Below are 18,607 nucleotides of genomic sequence, written 5' to 3'. Positions count from 1 at the left end.
ACAAATCATGCCGCACTACCGTTCCCGCACCTCGACCCACGGCCGCAACATGGCCGGCGCCCGCGCCCTGTGGCGCGCCACCGGCATGAAGGACGGCGATTTCGGCAAGCCCATCATCGCGGTCGTGAACTCGTTCACGCAGTTCGTGCCGGGCCACGTGCACCTGCGCGACCTCGGCGCGCTGGTCGCCAAGGAAATCGAAGCCGCCGGCGGCGTCGCCAAGGAATTCAACACCATCGCCGTGGACGACGGCATCGCCATGGGCCACGGCGGCATGCTGTATTCGCTGCCCTCGCGCGAACTGATCGCCGATTCGGTGGAGTACATGGTCAACGCGCACTGCGCCGACGCCATGGTCTGCATCTCGAACTGCGACAAGATCACTCCGGGGATGCTGATGGCCGCGATGCGCCTGAATATCCCGGTCGTGTTCGTGTCCGGCGGTCCGATGGAAGCGGGCAAGGTGAAGTCGCCCACCGACGGCAAGGTCGTCGCCAAGATCGACCTGATCGACGCCATGATCAAGGCCGCCGACCCCAACGTGTCGGACGCCGACGTGGCCGAAGTCGAACGCAGCGCCTGCCCCACCTGCGGTTCCTGTTCCGGTATGTTCACGGCCAACTCGATGAACTGCCTGACCGAAGCCATCGGCCTGGCGCTGCCGGGCAACGGCACCATCGTGGCCACGCACGCGTGGCGCCGCGGTCTGTTCGAGCAGGCCGGCCGCCTGGTCGTGGACCTGTGCCGCCGCTATTACCAGGAAGATGACGCGTCGGTCCTGCCGCGCAGCATCGCCACCAAGAGCGCCTTCCAGAACGCCATGGCGCTGGACGTGGCCATGGGCGGTTCCACCAACACCGTGCTGCACCTGCTGGCCGCGGCGCAGGAAGCCGGCGTGGACTTCACCATGGCCGACATCGACCGCATTTCGCGCAAGGTGCCGTGCCTGTGCAAGGCCGCGCCCGCCACCGATAAATACCACATTGAAGACGTGCACCGCGCGGGCGGCATCCTGGGCATCCTGGGCGAGCTGGCGCGCGCCGATCTGCTGGACCTGTCCTGCGGCAACGTGCATAGCGGCACGCTGGGCGACGCCATCCGCAACTGGGACGTGGCCGGCGGCGCGGGCGAAGACGCGCAGAAGTTCTACCGCGCGGCGCCTGGCGGCATCCCCACCACGGTGGCCTTCAGCCAGGACGCGACCTTCCTGACGCTGGACACCGATCGCAAGACGGGCTGCATCCGCAGCAAGGAAAACGCCTACTCCAAGGACGGCGGCCTGGCCGTGCTGTACGGCAACCTGGCGGAAAAGGGCTGCATCGTGAAGACGGCCGGCGTGGACGAATCGCAATGGACGTTCACCGGCCGCGCGCGCGTCTTCGAAAGCCAGGACGCCGCCGTGGAAGGCATCCTGGGCGACCAGATCGTTCCGGGCGACGTGGTGGTGATCCGCTACGAAGGCCCCAAGGGCGGTCCGGGCATGCAGGAGATGCTGTACCCCACGTCCTACCTGAAGTCCAAGGGCCTGGGCAAGAGCTGCGCGCTGTTCACCGACGGCCGCTTCTCGGGCGGTTCGTCGGGCCTGGTGATCGGCCACGCCTCGCCGGAAGCGGCGGAAGGCGGCACGATCGGCCTGGTGGAAGAGGGCGACGTGATCGAGATCGACATCCCGAACCGCAAGATCCATCTTGCTGTTTCCGACGAGGAACTGGCGCGCCGCCGCGCCGCCATGGATGCGCGCGCGGACGGCTGGGAGCCCGTGGGCCGCGAGCGCGTGGTGTCGCAGGCGTTGCAGGCTTATGCGGCGTTGGCGACTTCGGCGGATCGCGGGGCTGTGCGGGATTTGTCGCAGTTGAAGCAGAAGCGTTGATCGCTTTCTTTTGAAGAGCGGCGTCCCTGTTGGGGCGCCGTTTTTTTTCGTGCGGGGATTCTTCGTAGGTCGCCTGCTGGAGCGGGCGGCGTCTGGGTTTGCCGCGTTGTTGGGGGTGTGTCGAGTGGCGGGTTAAAGTGGCGATTGCTGCGGCAAGTTGTGCTGCGGCAAGTGTCTGACACCCGTACGAGATGATCTTGGATCTGCGCTTCTCTTCCCGGGTGTCAGACACCTGGAGAGCTGCCGTACATTCGTCCCCTGGTCAAGGAGTCCGCCCCATGTCCCTGAACTCTGATGCATTGCGGCTGTTCCTGGGCGTCGTGGATGCTGGATCCCTGAGCGCGGCCGCGGAAGTGCTGGGCCACACCGCTTCCGGCGTCAGCCGGGGATTGTCGCGGCTGGAAGAAGACCTGGGCGTCACGCTGCTGAACCGGACCACGCGCCGCATGGAGCTGACCGAAGAGGGCAAGCATTTTCTTCCCAAGGCGCGGCAGATCGTGGCGTCGCTGGAAGAGGCGGAAGAGTGCATGCGCAAGGTGCATCAGCGGCCCGCGGGGCGTTTGCGGGTGGATGCGTCGGTGCCGGTGATGCTGCATTGCGTGGTGCCCCACGTGGGGGATTTCCGCCGCGAATATCCGGGGATTTCTCTCGAACTCACCAGCAACGACCGCATCGTGGACCTGATGGAGCATCGCACCGACGTGGCGCTGCGCATGGGCCCGCTGACGGACTCCTCGCTGCATGCGCGCACGCTGCGGCCGTCCCCGCGATGGGTGATGGCCAGTCCGGACTACATCGCCCGGCGCGGCGCGCCGGAAACGGTGGCGGATCTGGCCGCGCACGAGGTGCTGGGCTTCACCCAGCCCGAAAGCCTGAACGTGTGGCCTCTGCGCCACGCCGGCGCGTCGAGCTATCTGGCCGTGCCCACCCTGGCGACCTCCAGCGGCGAAACGCAGCGGCAGCTGGCGCTGCGCGGAGTGGGCATCGCCTGCCTGTCCGACTTCGTGGTGCGCGAGGACATCAAGGCCGGCAGGCTGGTGAAGCTGATGGAGTCCGAGCACACGGACTACCTGCAGCCCATGCACGCCGTATATCACCGCAACACGCAGCTGTCGCGGCGGATCGCGTGTTTCCTGGATTTCTTCGCGGCGCGCATGTGATGCCCGCGCACGGGCCGCGCGCAGGCGCGGCCCGTGGTCCTGTTCAGGCGTGCAAGGCGCGGCCGAAGGCCGACAGCACCGATTCGTGCAGGGTTTCCGACAGCGTCGGATGCGCGAACACGGTATGCATCAGGTCTTCCTCGGTGGCTTCCAGCGATGCCGCCACGCCGTAGCCCGTGATCAGCTCGGACGCTTCGGGGTGGATGATGTGCGCGCCCAGCAGTTCGCCTGTTTTCGCGTCGAACACCGTCTTCACCAAGCCCTGGTCCTCGCCCATGGCGATCGCCTTGCCGTTGCCGGCGAAAGAGAACTTGCCGACGCGGATTTCGCCGCCCGTCTGCTTGGCATGCTCGCGCGCGCGGGCCTCGGTCATGCCGATGCTGGCCACCTGCGGGTAGGAATAGGTGCAGGCGGGGATGCGCAGCGGGTCGATGGGGTGGGAAGGCTTGCCGGCGATCGCCTCCACGCACAGCACGGCCTCGTGGCTGGCCTTGTGGGCGAGCCAGGGGGCTCCGGCCACGTCGCCGATGGCATAGACGCCGGGCTCGCCCGTCCGGCACAGGCCGTCGGTGACGATGTGGGTCTTCTCCACTTTGACGCGGGTGCGTTCCAGCCCGAGGTTCTCCACGTTGCCCACGATGCCGGCGGCGACGATGACGCGCTCGACTTCCAGTTCGCTCTGCTTGCCCTGCTGCTCCAGCACCACCTTCACGCCGGAGGCCGTCGTGGACGAGGCCTTGACGGCGCATTGCGTCAGCACGCGGATGCCTTGCTTCTCGAAGGCCTTGCGGGCCAGTTGCGAGATTTCGGCGTCTTCCTGCGGCAGGATCTCGGCCGTCATGTCGATCAGGGTGACCTCGGCGCCCACCGCACGGTAGAAGCTGGCGAACTCCGCGCCGATGGCGCCCGCGCCCACCACCAGCAGTGATTTCGGGATCGCGGCGGGCACCAGGGCCTGGCGGTAGGCCCAGATGCGTTCGCCCACCGGCAGCGCCGGCAGTTCGCGGGCGCGCGCGCCGGTCGCCAGGACGATGTGCGGAGCCGACAGCGTGGCGCCGCTGTCCAGCGCCAGCTTGCCCGCGCCCGCCAGCCTGGCGCTGGCGGCGAACACCGTCACGCCATTTTTCTTCATCAGGTGCGCCACGCCCTGGCCCAGGCGGCCCGCCACCTTGCGCGAGCGCGCCACCATGGCGGCCAGGTCGGGGCGGGCTTCGCCCGCGCCTGCGACGCCGTAGTGAGAGGCTTCGCGGCATGCGCGCAGCACGGTGGCGCTGTGCAGCAGGGCCTTGGTGGGGATGCAGCCCCAGTTCAGGCAGATGCCGCCCAGTTCGGCGCGTTCCACCAGCGCCACCGACATGCCCAGCTGGGCGCCGCGGATGGCGGCCACGTAGCCGCCGGGGCCGCCTCCCACCACGATGAGATCAAACGTCGTCTTCGTCATGGCGGGGCTCACAGCAGGATGCGCACGGGGTTTTCGATCAGCTGGCGGAAGGCCGCCAGCCAGCGCGCGCCGACGGCGCCGTCCACCACGCGGTGATCGGCCGACAGGGTCACGGTCATGACGGAGGCCACGGCGAGCGCGCCGTCCGCGTCCACGACGGGGCGGCGCTCGGCCGCGCCCACCGCCAGGATGGCGGCCTGCGGCGGGTTGATGATGGCCGCGAACTGGCCGATGCCGTACATGCCCAGGTTGCTCACCGTCAGCGAGCCGCCGGCGAATTCCTCGGGCTTGAGGCGGTTGACCTTGGCGCGTCCGGCAAGCTCGACGATTTCGCCGGCGATGGCCGATAGCGGCTTCACATCGGCGTCCCGCACGATGGGCGTGACCAGTCCGCCCTCGGTCGCCACCGCCACGGAGATGTCGGCGCCGGCGTGGTATTCGATGGCGTCGTCGTGCCAGCTGGCGTTGACCTCGGGCACTTCGCGCAGGGCCAGCGCGGCGGCGCGCACGATGAAGTCATTGACTGAAAGCTTCACTGCGCCGCCCTGGTTGGCCTGGGCGCGCAATGCGAGCAGCGCGTCCATCCGGCAGTCCACCGTCAGGTAGAAGTGCGGCACGTTCTGCTTGCTTTCGGTCAGGCGGCGGGCGATGGCGCGGCGCATGCCCGTATGCGGCACGCGGCGCGCGGCGGGGCGGCCGGCCAGGGACGCAGCCACGGCGGACGGCGCGCGGTTGCGCGCGGCTTCCACGTCGCGGCGGACGATGCGGCCGTGCGGGCCGGTGCCGGCCACGCCCAGCAGGTCCACATGCCATTGCGCGGCCAGGCGGCGGGCCAGCGGGCTGGCGAACAGGCGGCCGCCAGGGACGGGGGCGCTAGAGGCCGCCGTGGGCGCCGGCGCTTGCGGCTTGGGGCTGGCGGCGGCTGGCGTGGGGGCCGCGCTGGCGGGCGCGGCAGCGGGCTGGGCAGGGGCGGCCGGGGCTTGCGCGGCGGCGCCGCTTTCGGCCAGGGCGCGGTCGATCGCCGAGGCGTCCTCGCCTTGCGCCAGCAGCACGCCGATCACGGTGTTCACCGGCACCGACGCGGCGCCGGCCTGCACCACGATGCGGCCCAGCACGCCGGCATGCTCGGCATTGATTTCGACGATGGCCTTCTCGGTTTCGATTTCCGCCAGCGCGTCGCCCACGGCGACCGTGTCGCCTTCTTTCTTGAGCCACTGGTGCAGCGTGCCGCCCGAGGTGTCGGCCGCGACGGAGGGGAGCTTGATAAGGTGTGCCACGTTGTTCGTCCTATTGTTCGGCGCCGGCCAGGTCGGGCCGGTAGGAGGCGGGGTCGTCGTATTCGACCAGTTCCAGCACGTTCCCCTCGGGGTCGCGGAAGAACGCCAGCCAGGTGCCGGGCCGCACTTCCATCGGGGCCGGCTTGCTGTCGAACGCTACGCCCTTGGCCTCCAGGCCGCGCACCACGCCGGGCAGGTCGCGAACGATGAAGGTCAGGTAGGTTGCGCCCTGGCGGTCCAGGATGGCGGCGCCGCGCGCGGCGGCTTCGGGCGCCGTCGCGGGCTGGAGCAGTTTGATGCGTTCGCCATAGGGCGTCTGCAGGCGAGCGACGTCGTATCCGTGCCGGGTCAGGCCGGTGGCCTGCGCCTTGTCGGCGGGGACGGTCACGCGGTTGACTAGCTTCAGGCCGATCACATCGATGTAGAAGGCCAGCAGCGCGTCCAGGTCGGCGCAGCAGATGCCGACTTCCATCGGCACCGTCATTCGCAGCGGGGCGGTCATGCTTTTTCCCCCAGGTCCGCCAGCACGTCTTCCAGGCCGGCCACGACTTCATCGGTGTCCGCGAACGCCGCGCGCTCCAGCACCTTGGAAATGCTGGGCGAAGCCTCGCCGCCGGTCACGCGCTTGACGGGCTGGTCCAGCCAGTCGAAGTAGCGGCGCTGGATTTCGTCGGCCAGCATGGCGCCGTAGGAGGTGCCGCGGGCGCCTTGTTCCACGATCAGCACGTTGTTGGTCTTCTGGATGCTGGCGCCGATGGTGTCCCAGTCCAGGCTGGCGCGGTCCAGGGTGCGCAGATCGATGACTTCCGCGTCCACGCCAGCCTCTTCCGCGGCCTTCAGCGCGCGGCTGACCATGGAGAGATAGGTCAGGATGGTGACCTTGCCGCCCTCGCGGCGCACGCGCGCCTTGCCGAACGGAATGGCGTAGTCCAGATCGTCCGTGGGCACTTCGCCCGAGGAGGCGTACAGGTCCACGTGTTCGATCACCAGCACCGGATCCTTGGAGGCCAGGGCGGTATTCATCAGCCCGACGTATTCATAGGGCGTGGACGGCGCGACGATGCGCCAGCCCGGGGCGGTGGCGAAGATGCCGGCCGGATCCATCGAGTGCTGCGAACCGTAGCCCGTGCCCATCGCGACCTTGGTGCGCAGCACGAAGGGCACGTCGATGTCGCCGCCGAACATGTGGCGGGCCTTGCCGATCTGGTTGAAGATCTGGTCGGCCGCGACCCACATGAAATCGGGGTACATGAATTCCACCACCGGCTTGTAGCGGCCGTCCATGGCCAGGCCGCCGCCCAGGCCGGCGAAGGCGTTCTCGGAGATGGGGGTGCCCAGCACGCGGTCGGGGTATTTGTCCTTCAGGCCGCGCGTGGCGCCGTTGGTGCCGCCCTTCAGGCGGTGCACGTCCTCGCCCAGCACCACCACGCCGGCGTCGGTTTCCATGCGGCGGTCCAGCACGTCGGCCACCGCGTCCACGAACTTGCGCTCGACGGACTGGCCGGCATGGTCGGCGGCTTCCTGGTAGCGCAGGCCGGCCAGTTCCGAACCGTCGCTGCGCAGGCCCACGTCGCGGAAGTCGGGGCTGGGCCAGAGGTCGGCGCGCACGCGGCGCTTGCCGCCGTCGGCGGCTTCGGTCAGACGGCCCGACACCTCTTTCATCACTTCCTTGCAGCGCTGGCGCAGCGCGTCGACCTCGGCCTGGGCGATCAGCCCGCGACCGATCATTTCGGCGGCGATCCGGTCCAGTGGATCGCGGCGGCGCCATTGCGCTTCCTCGTCCTTGCTGCGGTAGCCGAAGGCGCTGCCGGGGAAGGGGCCGTTCTGGTGGAAGAAGCGGTACACATCCACTTCGACGATGGTGGGACCCTTGCCCGCGCGCATGTGGGCCACGGCCTCGGACATGGCCAGGTAGACCGCCAGCGGGTCCATGCCGTCCACTTGCCAGGACGGGATGTTGAAGGCCTGGCCGCGCGCGGAAAGGCGCGGCTCGGCGGTGGATTCCTCCACCGTGGTCGACACGGCGTAGCGGTTGTTCTCGATGAAGAAGCACAGCGGCGTCTTCCAGGCCGCGGTGAGGTTCATGGTTTCGAGCACGGAACCGATGTTCACCGCGCCGTCGCCGAAGTAGGTCACCGCCACGCGGTCGGTGCCCGCATGCTTGTGGGCCCAGCCGGCGCCGGCCGCCAGCGGCACGCCGCCGCCCACGATGGCATTGGTGCCCAGCGCGCCGGCTTCGAGCCAGCGCAGGTGCATGCTGCCACCGCGGCCGCGGCAGTAGCCCTGGGCCAGGCCCATGATCTCGGCCAGCGTCTTTTGCAGCACTTCATCGATGGCGGGGGTGAGCGGGTTGCGCGGATCCAGGCCCAGCGGGGCGACGTGCTGCAGGGCCTTGGCCAGGAACTGGTGGTGGCCGCGGTGCGAGCCGTTGATCTGGTCGCCGGCGCCCAGCGCCAGCACGGAGCCGACCGCGCCGCCTTCCTGGCCCACGGACGAGTGCGCGGGGCCATGCACCAGGCCTTCCGCGGCCAGGTCCAGCACGGCCTCTTCGAAGGCGCGGATCCAATGCAGCTGGGTCAGCATGGTGCCCAGCAGGGCGGGATCCGCCTGTTGCCAGTCCTTGTCTTCGACCGTCAGTTGCCGCCAGGGCGCTTGGGAACCAAGCGGTTGGTAGGTGGCCATGAATGAATCTCCAGAATGTGGGTAAGCGTCTTGCGGTTAGAGGTAGCTGTAGCGGCTCCAGCCGCCGTCGGCCACCAGGGTGTGTCCGGTGATGTAGGCGGCCTGGCGCGACGCCAGGAACACCGCCAGGTCGGCCATTTCGGCCGGCTGTGCCAGGCGCCGCAGCGGCGTGCGCTGCTTGAGGCGCTCGGGGTCCAGGCGGCCGCGCGCGGCCAGGTCGCGCACCAGGTCCGTTTCCACGTAGCCCGGCGCCAGCGCGTTCACGCGCACGCCGGAGGGGCCCCATTCGACGGCGAGCGTCTCGGTCAGCAGCACCACCGCGCCCTTGGTGGCGCAATAGGCCGCGCGGTCGGGCGCGGCCACCACGCCGTACATGGAGGCCAGGTTGATGATGGAGCCCGAACCCGCGGGCACCATGCGGCGGCCGGCGGCCTGGGCGCACAGGAACACGCCGGTCAGGTTGATGTCCACGGCGCGGCGCCATTCGTCCACGCTGACTTCCAGCGTTGGCTTGTTGGCCGAGACCCCGGCGTTGTTGACCAGCACGTCGATGCGGCCATAGGCCTGCTCGGCCTGGGCGAAGGCGCGCTCGACGGCGTCGGCGTCGGTCACGGAAGCCTGGCAGGCCAGGGCCTCGGCGCCTTGCGCCGCGAGTCCGGCGACGGCTTCGTCCAGCGCGGCGGCGTCCATGTCCAGCAGCGCGATGCGCGCGCCCTGGCGCGCGAACGCCTGCGCAGTGGCCAGGCCTATGCCCTTGGCGCCGCCGGTGATCACGACGGTCTGACCGCGCAGCTCGGGATGGAGAGGTTCGTTGGTGTTGTCCACGATATGTGCCTGTAATGTTGGAGGGGCGCTGGCGCTCAGACCGCCAGCCATTCCTGGACGACGTCCTGGCGCTCATGCAGCTGCGCGGGCGGTCCTTCGAAAACGATGCGGCCGTGGCCCATCACGCTGACGCGGGTGGAAACCTTGAGCGCGATGGTCAGCTTCTGCTCCACCAACAGGACGGAAACGCCGCGCTTGTGGATGTCGCGGATCACGTCGGCGATCACTTCCACGATCTTCGGGGCCAGGCCTTCGGTGGGTTCGTCGATCAGCATGACCTTGGGGTTGCCCAGCAGCGAGCGGCACATGGTCAGCATCTGCTGTTCGCCGCCGGACAGGTTGCCCGCCTTGGTGCCGCGGCGCTCCTTCAGCCGTGGGAAGTAATCGAACATCTGGTCCACCGACCAGAAGGGCGCGTCGCCGCGCTTGGGCTGCTCGCCCATGCGCAGGTTTTCGTCCACGGTCAGGTTGGCGAACACCTCGCGTTCTTCCGGCACGAAGCCCAATCCGGCGCGCGCGATCTCGAAGGGGCGCTTGTTGGTGATGTCGCGGCCTTCGATGGAGATGCTGCCGCCGGTCACGTCCACCAGCCCCATGATGCTCTTCATGGTGGTGGAGCGGCCCGCGCCGTTGCGGCCCAGCAGGCTTACGACTTCGCCGCGGCCAATGGACAGATCGATGCCGTGCAGGATGTGGCTCTTGCCGTAATGGGCATGCACGCCGCGCAGGCTCAACAGGGGCGCGGTCGTATTCATCTGGGTGCTCATACCGTTTCCTCTCCCAGGTAGGCTTCGCGCACGCGGGCGTCGCCGCGGATGTCGGCCGGCGTGCCGGTGGCGAGGATCTCGCCGTACACCAGCACGCTGATGCGGTCGGCCAGCGAGAACACCACTTGCATGTCGTGTTCCACGATCAACAACGTGCAGTCGCGCGTGACGTCCTTGATCAGCTCGACGGTGTAGTCGACTTCGTGCTGGGACATGCCCGCCATGGGTTCGTCCAGCAGGATGACCTTGGGACGCGAGGCCAGCGTCATGCCGATCTCCAGCGAACGCTGTTCCGAATAGTTCAGGTCGCCGGCCGCCGTTTCCTGCTTGTCCGTCAGCCGGACCTTCTCCAGCAGGCGGTCCACGTCTTCATTCACGGCGCGATTGCGCGCAATCGGGCGCCAGAAGTTGTAGACCAGGCCGTGCATGCGCAGGACCGCCAGGCGCAGGTTCTCGCGCACCGACAGACGCGGGAACACGTTGGTGATCTGGAACGAGCGCGCCAGGCCCAGGCGGTTGATGCGTTCAGGCGCCAGGCCGCCGATCGGCCGCGAGCGCAGGCTGATGTCGCCCGAGGTCGGAGCGAACGAGCCCGACATCAGATGGAACAGGGTGGATTTTCCCGCGCCGTTGGGGCCGATGACGGCGTGGCGCTCGCCAGCCTCCACCTTCAGGTTCACGCCGCGGATGATCTGCGCTTCGCCGAAAGACTTGCGCACGTCGGTCAGGGTCAGGATTTCGTGGCTCATTTCGCGGCCTCCAGCGTGGGTGCGGCTTCGGCGTCGTCGCGCCACAGGGCCAGCGCCCAGCGGCAGGCCGCGAGGCCCACGGCGAACAGCGCCAGCGGAATCAGCCAGGTGGACGCCGCCAGGGGCGCCCATTCGTGTCCGAACAGCGGGATGGCGGGCCAGCCCGCGTCGGGGTTCATCGCAAGCAGCGAGCGGTAGTCGCGGGCGAACATGCGTTGCAGCATTTCCACCGTGAAGACCGTGGCGCAGGTCAGCAGCAGGCCGGCCGCGACCGACACCGCCGCGCGCGGCAGCCAGCGGCCCAGGCCCAGCTCGCGCAGCGACTTGGCGGCGCGCTGCACCAGGCCGACTAGGCCGTCCGGCACGAACAGCATCACCAGCACGAAGAGAATCCCCTGGTACAGCAGCCAGGACCGCGTGATGTCGGCCAGCGTCTGCGACAGGAAGGTAAGGATGGAGGCCCCCAGCACCGGCCCCAGGAAGGCGTTGACGCCGCCGATGTAGGCGAACAGCACCGCGTCGGTGGACAGCTTGACCTCGAACAGCACGTAGTTGCCGGCCTCGATGTTCAAGGCCTGCAGGCCGCCCGCGATGCCGGCGAACATGGCCGACAGCGCGAACACCATGGTCTTGAGCGTATGCGGGCGGTAGCCCAGGTAGCGCAGGCGGTGGGCGTTCTCGCGCAGGCCCAGCGTCAGGCGGCCCAGCGGCGTGCGGGTCAGGCCGTACAGCGCCGCCAGCGACACCAGCACCCAGGCCAGCACCAGGAAGTACACCTCGATGTCGGAGCCGAAGGTGAAGCCCCAGGCCGGCATGCGCATGGCGGACAGGCCAGCCTCGCCGCCGAAGACCCCCTTCAGATGCGGCGCGAGCGCATGCAGCAGCTCGGCCAGCGCCAGCGTGATCATCGAGAAATACACGCCGGCCCGCATGGTGGCGAACCAGCCTGCGACCAGGCCGAACAGCAGGCCGGCCACGCCGCCGGCCAGCGGCATCAGGGGCGTCGGCAGCAGGCCCGCTCCGCCCAGCGCATTCATGGCGTGGATGGTGGCGAACGTGCCCACGCCGAAGTAGGCGGCGTGGCCGAAGGACAGCATGCCGCCCTGGCCGGCCAGGAGATTGAAGGCGCAGGCGAACAGCGCGGCGATCAGCATCTGCACCGCCGCCACCAGCTGGCCCGGAGGCAGCAGCCAGGGTAGCGCGCACAGCGCGGCCACGCAGAGAATCAGCAGGAAGGCCCCGGAAGTGCGACGGGTCTGGCTCATGCCTGTTCTCCCTTGAGGCCCGAGGGCTTGACCAGCAGCACCACCAGCATCAGCAGGAAGGGCAGGGTGGCCGCCAGGCTGGAAATCTTCACGGTCATCAGGCCGCCCACGCTCTCGGCCCACTCGCCGGCGCCGAACAGCCTGAAGAGGCTGGCCAGGCTGGCGTCGATGCCGACGGAAAAGGAACTGATCAGGCCGATCAGCAGCGATGCGATCATCGCGCCCTCGAGCGAACCGAGGCCGCCCACCACGACCACCACGAACACCAGCACGCCGAGTTCCAGCGCCATGTTCGGGTTGGTGGTGTAGAACGCGCCCGCGACCGCGCCGGCCAGGCCGGCCATGGCCGCGCCCACGCCGAACACGCTCATGAACACCAGCGGCACGTTGTGGCCCAGCGCTTCCGCCATGCGGGGCCGGTAGATGGCCGAGCGCACCACGATGCCCACGCGGGTGCGCGACAGCAGCAGGTATATGACGGCGAACATCGCCAGCGACACGCCGCCCATGAGCAGGCGATAGAAGGGATAGTCCGCGTCGAACACGCGGAAGGCGGCGAAGTTCAGGAATTGCGGCACCCGGTAGTCGACCGGGAAATCGCCGTAGAACAGCTTGATGAGCTCGGCCACGATGAAGGCCAGGCCGAAGGTCACCAGCAGCTCCTGCGCGTGTCCGAACTTGTGGACGCGGCGCAGGAAGAAGCGTTCCACGCCCATGCCCAGCACGCCCGCGATGATCGTGGCCAGCACCAGCGCCACCCAGAAGCCGGTGACGGGCGTCAGCGTATAGGCGGCGTACGCGCCTATCATGTAGAACGACGCGTGCGCGAAATTGAGCACGCCCATCATCCCGAAAATCAGTGTCAGGCCCGCCGAAACCATGAATAGCAGCAGGCCGTAGATCACGCCGTTCAACAGCGAGACGGTAAAGTATTCCATGTCCGCTCCAGTAATTCTTTCGCCAAGACGGACGGCGTCTTGCGAGCGATCGCGCACCGATTTTTTCCGGCCCGCGCCGGGGGTGCGCATAGTTGTTGCGGGCTTGACGCGGTGAGGTGTCCGACACCCGCTTTGCTCAGGTGTCACCTTGGTCAGGTGTCTGACACCCAATGAGACACCCCTCGAACTTGAAGGGCATCTACAAGGGTGTCAGACACCAATGCGGTATGAAGGGAATCCCACCTTGGTGAGGTGTCAGACACCCGACGAGATGCCCCTCAAACTTGAAGGGTGTCTCAGGGTGTCAGACACCCATGCTGTCAGACCCCCATGGCTGTCAGACACCATCCGGCATCAATTCGGCCGCTGCATCTTGCACGTCGCCTGGGCCGGCGCGGACACGTCGGCGGCGGCCAGGACCTTCACCGGCTCGAAGCCCATGTCGGTGCCGTCGGCCTTGTACTTGGCGTTCTTGCTGACCTTGGACACCACCATGGGCAGCTGCACCTGATGGTCTTCGGCGCGCATGGTATAGGTGCCCAGCGGCGAGGTGTAGGTGACCTTTTCCAGCGCGCGGGCCAGTTCCGGCACGGACAGCTTGCCGTCCTGCGGCTTGACCTGCTTGAGCGCTTCGCCCAGGAACGTGATGCCGATGACGGTCTGCGGTTCGGTGTAGCTGGGATAGTGGCCGGTCTTCGCCTTGTAGTCCTCGGCGAACTTGGCGCCTTCCTCGCCCGCGGCCTCGATGTTGTAGGGGTGGGCGATGTAGTGGCCCAGCGCGACGTCGCCGGCGTTGGCCAGGTTGCCCACCTGGTCCAGGAACACGGTGGCGAAGCGGACCTTGAGGCCGGCTGCCTGCGTGGCCTTCATCAGGAGCAGCAGGTCGTTGGACCAGTTGCCGGTGATCACGGTGTCGGGGTTGGCCGAGCGGATGCGGGCCACGTAAGGAGCGAAGTCCTGGATCTTGTTGACTTCGTGCAGGGTCTTGCCCACGACTTCATAGCCGTATTGCTTGGCAAAGCGCTCCGTGGCGCCTTCCATGTCCTGGCCCCAGGAGTAGTTCTGGTTGATCGCGTACACGCGCTTGCCCAGCGTGCCGTCGGCCGACATGACCGAGGCCAGCGCCTTGACGCGCAGGTCGGCGTTGGTGGTGAAGCGGAAGTGATAGAAATGGCACTTCTGGCCGGTCAGCTCCAGGGCTTCGCCGCCCACGTTCAGGAACACGACTTCCTTGCCCGGGTTGCGCAGATTGTGCTTGCGCACGTCTTCGGTCAGCTGGCCGGAGATGGCCGACGAGGATCCTTGCACCAGGATCTGCACGCCTTCGGCCGCCGCCGCGCGGAAGCGGTCGGACGCGCCGACCGGGCCACCCTGGTTGTCGAACTCGACCAGCTCCAGCGGCTGGCCGTTCCAGCCGCCGGCCGCATTGATGCGGTCCAGCTCATATTTGACCGCGGCGCGGAACATCAGGCCGGTGGAGGCCTGCGGGCCGGAAAGCGTTTCGATCAGGCCGATCTTGACGGGCGCGGCCTGGGCAGATGCGGCGATGCCGGCCAGGCACAGCAGGCCGGAAGTGAAAGCCAACTTCATGAGTGTCTCCTCCGTGGGATGGGAGTGGGTGAGTCCGTTAATCAATCAAGCGCGCTTACCGCGGCTCTTGTATGCCCAGGAATCGGGCAATTTCTGCGATTTGTCCTTCCAGCATGTACAGGCCCGGATGCGTGCGGCAGCCGCGCGCGGCGGCGGCGCGCAGCAGGGGCGTGTCGACGCGGCTCATCACGGCGTCCGCGACGACGGTGCCGGCGGCCAGGGCGTCCAGCTGGAAGGGCAGGGGATCGGTGTCGTTCAGGCCTAGCGAGGTCGCGTTGATGGCGATGTCGCAGGGTGCGGGGGAGGCGGTGGCCACGCTGATGGCCAGGCCGGGATATTGGCGGGCGAGATGCCCGGCGAAGGACTCAGCCTTGCCGGCGCTGCGGTTGTACAGGCGCAGGCTGGCCGGGCCGGCATCCGCGACGGCGCAGGCGATGGCCTTGCCCGCGCCGCCCAGGCCGGCCAGGTAGACGTGACGGCCGGCGGGGTCGTGGCCCTGGCCGCGCAGCCCGGCCACGAAGCCCAGGCCGTCGAAATTGCCGCCGGTAAGCACCCCGTCCTTCAGGCGCACCGCGTTGACCGCGCCGCTGAGGCGGGCCGAAGGCGTCAGGGCGTCGCACAGGGCGGCCGCATTTTCCTTGTGGGGAACGGTGACCACGATGCCGCCCAGATTGGCCAGCCCGCGGATGCCCGCGAATAGGCCGGGCAGCGCTTCAGACGGCACGTGGAAGGGAACCATGACGGCATCGGCGCCGCGTTCGCGCAGCAGCGCGTTGAGCCGCTGGGGCGTCTTGACGTGCGCGATCGGGTCCGCCGCGATCGCGTAAACGGTAGTGTTGCCGGTGATTTCCACCTGATTTGTCCCCTGCCGGTGCTGCGGCTTGACGCCGTGTATTGCTGACGCGCTTGCCTGAAAACGTCAGTTGATTTACGCTTTCGGAATAAGTTGTCAGTCAACTTTATTAAGTTGTCCGATAAATCATAGGGCAAGCGTTTTTCCCGTGTCAAGCGGCCGATTCAGGAGTTCAATCGGGATTGCGGCGCTTGCCGGAAAGCATGCCGGCCCGCCGGAAAAACGCTTCAGGAGACAGGATGATTTCGTTCGAAGGAAAGGTTGCCGTCATCACGGGTGCGGGCAACGGGATCGGTTTGGCCACGGCCCGGCTGATGGCGGCGCATGGCGCCCGGCTGGTGCTGACCGACATCGACAATGCCAGGCTGGAAGAGGTTGCCGCCGAGCTGGATCCCAGCGGCCAGCGCGTCTACACGCGTGCCCTGGACGTGTCCGCCTCGGCGGAATGCGAGCGCGTGTTCGAGTCCGCCGCCAGGCACTTTGGCGGGCTGGACCACCTGGTGCACTGCGCCGGCATCTATCCGGAACACCTGGTCAAGGACACCAGCGACGAGTCGTGGCGCACGCTGATGCGCGTGAACCTGGACGGCACCTTCTATGTCTGCCGGGCGGCGCAGCGCCATCTGCGCCACGACGGCTCCATCGTGCTGTTGACGTCGCTGGCCGCGCAGCGCGGCAGCTACGCGCACGCCGCGTATTCCGCCTCCAAGGGCGCGGTGCAGAGCTTCACGCGCAGCCTGGCCCTGGAACTGGCGCCGCAGATCCGGGTGAATGCGGTGGCGCCCGGCATCATCGCCACGTCCATGACCCATGACCTGATCGGGCAGAAGGGTGGGCAATTGCTGGAGAGCACGCCGCTGCGCCGCTTTGGTACCGCCGAGGAAATCGCGGGATCTATCGCGTTCCTGTGCTCGCCGCTGGCCAGCTTCGTCACCGGCGAAGTCATGCAGGTGAACGGCGGCATCTACATCGCGTAAAGTCCCATCCTGCGGCAGCCGTTGCCGCGGTAAGGGGTATTTCCATCAACAGACGGGGCGCGCGCCAGCGCGCGTCCAGCAGGGTCCAACGAGTCCAATGCAGCCTACCCAAGAACAGGATCCGCCGCGCGCCGCGCCCAAGAGTTCGCTTTCGGCGGCGCTGGGCGATGCGCTGGCGGAGCAGATACGCCAAGGGGTGCTCGCGCCCGGCGATCGCCTGCCCACGGAAAAGCAGCTGACCGAAACCTATTCGGTCAGCCGCGCCGTCGTGCGCGAAGCGCTGGCGCGCCTGAAGTCCGAAGGCCTGATCACGTCGCAGCAGGGCAGCGGCGTTTTCGTCGATCCGAATTTCCAGAAGAATGCGTTCCGCATCGCCGCGCCGACGCCGGGCGACAACCAGGACCTGGAACACATCCTGGAACTGATGCTGTCCATCGAGGTCACGGCAGCCCGCTACGCGGCTCAGCGCCGCACCGAGGCGGACCTGAAGAAGATGCGCCAGGCGCTGGTGGGCATGGAGTACGCGCTGCTGAACGACAAGCTGGGCGACGAAGAAGACTACCAATTCCACCAGGCCATCGTGCAGGCCACGCACAACCCGCACCTGGTGGCGCTGAACGACTATCTGGAGGCCAATGTCCGCCGGGTCATCCGCAGCGCGCGCAACAACACGGCGCGCATGTACGCCGAGCGCATGGCCGCGGTGCAAAGCGAGCACCAGGCCATCTTCGCCGCCATAGACGGCGGCGACCCGGACGCCGCCGGCCGGGCCGCGGAGCAGCACCTGCGCAACGCCGCCGACCGCCTCCGGCTGTTCCAGGCGGAACGCCCGGCGCCTGTCTAGGGCCTAGGCCTAGGCGAAGGTCTGCTCCATTTCGCGGCGGAACTGCACTGCCGTCGAGCTCCCGTCGTATTCCACGTCGCGCCAGCGGATCGCCTGCGATTGCCGCACGGGATTCTTCAGCTTGACCTGGTGCGACAGCCCCAGCGGCAGGTAGCCGTCCGCCACCGAGTCGCGCGCCGGCATCAGCCGGCCGTACACCGTATAGCCGCCTTCGCCGTCCAGGATCTGGCCGGCCGGCAGGTCGCGTTTTGCGGTGGCGACCACATCTCCGTGCCATCCTGCCGGCGCGCCCGTGGGTTCCCGCCGCAGCCCCACGCTGGCCACGCTGATGCCCAGTTCCAGCCCGATCAGGTGGTAGGGCTTGTACATGGCCGTGAAATTTCCGCTGGGGTCGGTTACCAGCCCGTATTCCTTGAAGCAGCGGCGCACGTAATCGCTGTCGGCCGCCAGGGTCACGTAGACCCCCCAGCGCAGGTCGCGGAATACCGGTCTGCCGTCGCGCTCCAGCGATGAAATCACTTCCACCTGCCCGCGGTGGTGCAAGATGCCGCCGCTTTCGCGCGGGCGCAGCACGCGGGCCAGGTCGTCCACGCCGCAGGGCGGGAAGTGCAGGCCGGACGGCGAGGGGAGCAGCCCGGTGGCGTTGGATACGGCGGCCATTTCGATGGCGCTCTTGGTGCCGTCGAGGAAGCTGTTGAACATCTGGGCGTTGAAGTCGCCCGCCGCGACCATTTCGGCGGTGAAGCCGTAATAGGGCCAGACGGTGTCGGGCGTGGAGGTATGGAACTCGGGCAGGTACTTGGTGCCCTTGCCCGCGGCCATGACTTCAAAGCCGCTCGCGCGCGCCCAGTCCACCATTTCGCAGATCAGGGCGGGCTGGTCGCCGTACGCCAGCGAATAGACGATGCCCGCCTCGCGCGCCCGGCGGGCCAGCAGGGGCCCGGCCAGCGCGTCGGCCTCGACGTTGACCATGATGATGTGTTTGCCATGCTCGCAGCAGGCCAGCACGTGGCTGATGCCCGCCGCCGCCTGTCCGGTGGCGTCGATGACGATGTCGACGTCGGGGCTGGCGATGATGGCGTGGGGATCGTCGCTGAAATAGACCTTGCCGTTCTTCAGCGCGTCGCCGGTGCTGGTGGCGTTCAGTGCGGTGGCGGGCCAACCCACGCGGGTGAGCGCGGCACGGGCGCGGTCGGGCACCAGGTCCGCCACCGCGACCAACCGGATCCCCGGCGTGCGGGGGGCCTGGCTCATGAACATCGCGCCGAACTTTCCGGCGCCCAGCAATGCGACACGCAAAGGCTTGTGATCGGCTTCTCGCTGCTTGAGCAGGCGGTGCAGATTCATGATGCGAGCTCCTCTCCGGGTG

16 protein-coding genes are annotated in these 18,607 nt (G+C 68.0%); 4 read left to right on the top strand and 12 right to left on the bottom strand.

Annotated elements, in window-relative coordinates; translation table 11 throughout:
• The first annotated feature begins 7 nt into the window (after positions 1-7).
• The gene (ilvD, locus tag JL37_RS21800; RefSeq protein ID WP_043546684.1) at positions 8-1,870 is read left to right on the top strand and encodes a dihydroxy-acid dehydratase; all 1,863 of its coding nucleotides are present in this window, start codon (positions 8-10) and stop codon (positions 1,868-1,870) included.
• Between the two features lie 278 nt (positions 1,871-2,148).
• Positions 2,149-3,030, top strand: coding sequence for a LysR family transcriptional regulator (locus JL37_RS21795; protein WP_043546683.1), 882 nt, complete (start codon positions 2,149-2,151; stop codon positions 3,028-3,030).
• Positions 3,031-3,073: 43 nt separating this feature from the next.
• On the opposite strand, the gene lpdA is transcribed toward JL37_RS21795, so the two are convergent.
• From lpdA to JL37_RS21740, 11 genes are all read right to left on the bottom strand, one after another.
• Positions 3,074-4,471: a dihydrolipoyl dehydrogenase gene (lpdA, locus tag JL37_RS21790; protein ID WP_043546681.1), complete on the bottom strand. Its 1,398-nt coding sequence runs from the start codon at positions 4,469-4,471 to the stop codon at positions 3,074-3,076.
• Positions 4,472-4,479: 8 nt separating this feature from the next.
• Positions 4,480-5,748: a pyruvate dehydrogenase complex dihydrolipoamide acetyltransferase gene (locus tag JL37_RS21785; RefSeq protein ID WP_043546680.1), complete on the bottom strand. Its 1,269-nt coding sequence runs from the start codon at positions 5,746-5,748 to the stop codon at positions 4,480-4,482.
• Positions 5,749-5,758: 10 nt separating this feature from the next.
• Positions 5,759-6,250: a VOC family protein gene (locus JL37_RS21780; RefSeq protein ID WP_043546679.1), complete on the bottom strand. Its 492-nt coding sequence runs from the start codon at positions 6,248-6,250 to the stop codon at positions 5,759-5,761.
• The gene (locus JL37_RS21775; RefSeq protein WP_043546678.1) at positions 6,247-8,430 is read right to left on the bottom strand and encodes a thiamine pyrophosphate-dependent enzyme; all 2,184 of its coding nucleotides are present in this window, start codon (positions 8,428-8,430) and stop codon (positions 6,247-6,249) included. Before JL37_RS21775 ends, JL37_RS21780 begins: the two co-directional genes overlap by 4 nt.
• A gap of 36 nt (positions 8,431-8,466) precedes the next feature.
• Positions 8,467-9,255 carry an SDR family NAD(P)-dependent oxidoreductase gene (locus JL37_RS21770; RefSeq protein WP_043546676.1) on the bottom strand — a complete coding sequence of 263 codons (789 nt, stop codon included), beginning with the start codon at positions 9,253-9,255 and terminating at the stop codon, positions 8,467-8,469.
• Positions 9,256-9,290: 35 nt separating this feature from the next.
• Positions 9,291-10,010, bottom strand: a complete 720-nt coding sequence (locus JL37_RS21765; RefSeq protein WP_043547171.1) for an ABC transporter ATP-binding protein — start codon at positions 10,008-10,010, stop codon at positions 9,291-9,293.
• 8 nt (positions 10,011-10,018) lie between these two features.
• Complete coding sequence (locus tag JL37_RS21760; RefSeq protein ID WP_043546675.1) at positions 10,019-10,771, bottom strand: ABC transporter ATP-binding protein; 753 nt, start codon at positions 10,769-10,771, stop codon at positions 10,019-10,021.
• A complete protein-coding gene (locus JL37_RS21755) occupies positions 10,768-12,036 on the bottom strand; it encodes a branched-chain amino acid ABC transporter permease (protein ID WP_043546674.1) in 1,269 nt (422 codons plus the stop codon). The genes JL37_RS21760 and JL37_RS21755 overlap by 4 nt, the downstream gene beginning before the upstream one ends.
• Positions 12,033-12,974, bottom strand: coding sequence for a branched-chain amino acid ABC transporter permease (locus tag JL37_RS21750; protein ID WP_043546673.1), 942 nt, complete (start codon positions 12,972-12,974; stop codon positions 12,033-12,035). The genes JL37_RS21755 and JL37_RS21750 overlap by 4 nt, the downstream gene beginning before the upstream one ends.
• A gap of 354 nt (positions 12,975-13,328) precedes the next feature.
• Complete coding sequence (locus tag JL37_RS21745) at positions 13,329-14,564, bottom strand: branched-chain amino acid ABC transporter substrate-binding protein (RefSeq protein ID WP_043546672.1); 1,236 nt, start codon at positions 14,562-14,564, stop codon at positions 13,329-13,331.
• 55 nt (positions 14,565-14,619) lie between these two features.
• The gene (locus JL37_RS21740; RefSeq protein WP_043546671.1) at positions 14,620-15,417 is read right to left on the bottom strand and encodes a shikimate dehydrogenase; all 798 of its coding nucleotides are present in this window, start codon (positions 15,415-15,417) and stop codon (positions 14,620-14,622) included.
• 239 nt (positions 15,418-15,656) lie between these two features.
• Here JL37_RS21740 and JL37_RS21735 point away from each other — a divergent pair, with 239 nt between their 5' ends.
• Positions 15,657-16,394 (top strand): SDR family NAD(P)-dependent oxidoreductase, encoded by a 738-nt coding sequence (locus JL37_RS21735; protein WP_043546670.1) that lies wholly within the window; start codon positions 15,657-15,659, stop codon positions 16,392-16,394.
• Between the two features lie 97 nt (positions 16,395-16,491).
• Entirely contained in the window at positions 16,492-17,238 is a 747-nt protein-coding gene (locus JL37_RS21730) for a FadR/GntR family transcriptional regulator (RefSeq protein WP_043546668.1), read from the top strand.
• Positions 17,239-17,247: 9 nt separating this feature from the next.
• Here JL37_RS21730 and JL37_RS21725 read toward each other — a convergent pair whose 3' ends face one another.
• Entirely contained in the window at positions 17,248-18,585 is a 1,338-nt protein-coding gene (locus JL37_RS21725; protein WP_043546667.1) for an NAD(P)H-dependent oxidoreductase, read from the bottom strand.
• Positions 18,586-18,607: the final 22 nt, after the last annotated feature.

This window comes from Achromobacter sp. RTa, from assembly GCF_000757485.1.
Taxonomy (GTDB): Bacteria; Pseudomonadota; Gammaproteobacteria; order Burkholderiales; family Burkholderiaceae_B; genus Achromobacter.
The sequence above is the reverse complement of the archived record's forward strand: the minus strand, read 5'-3'. Positions and strand labels throughout refer to the sequence as shown.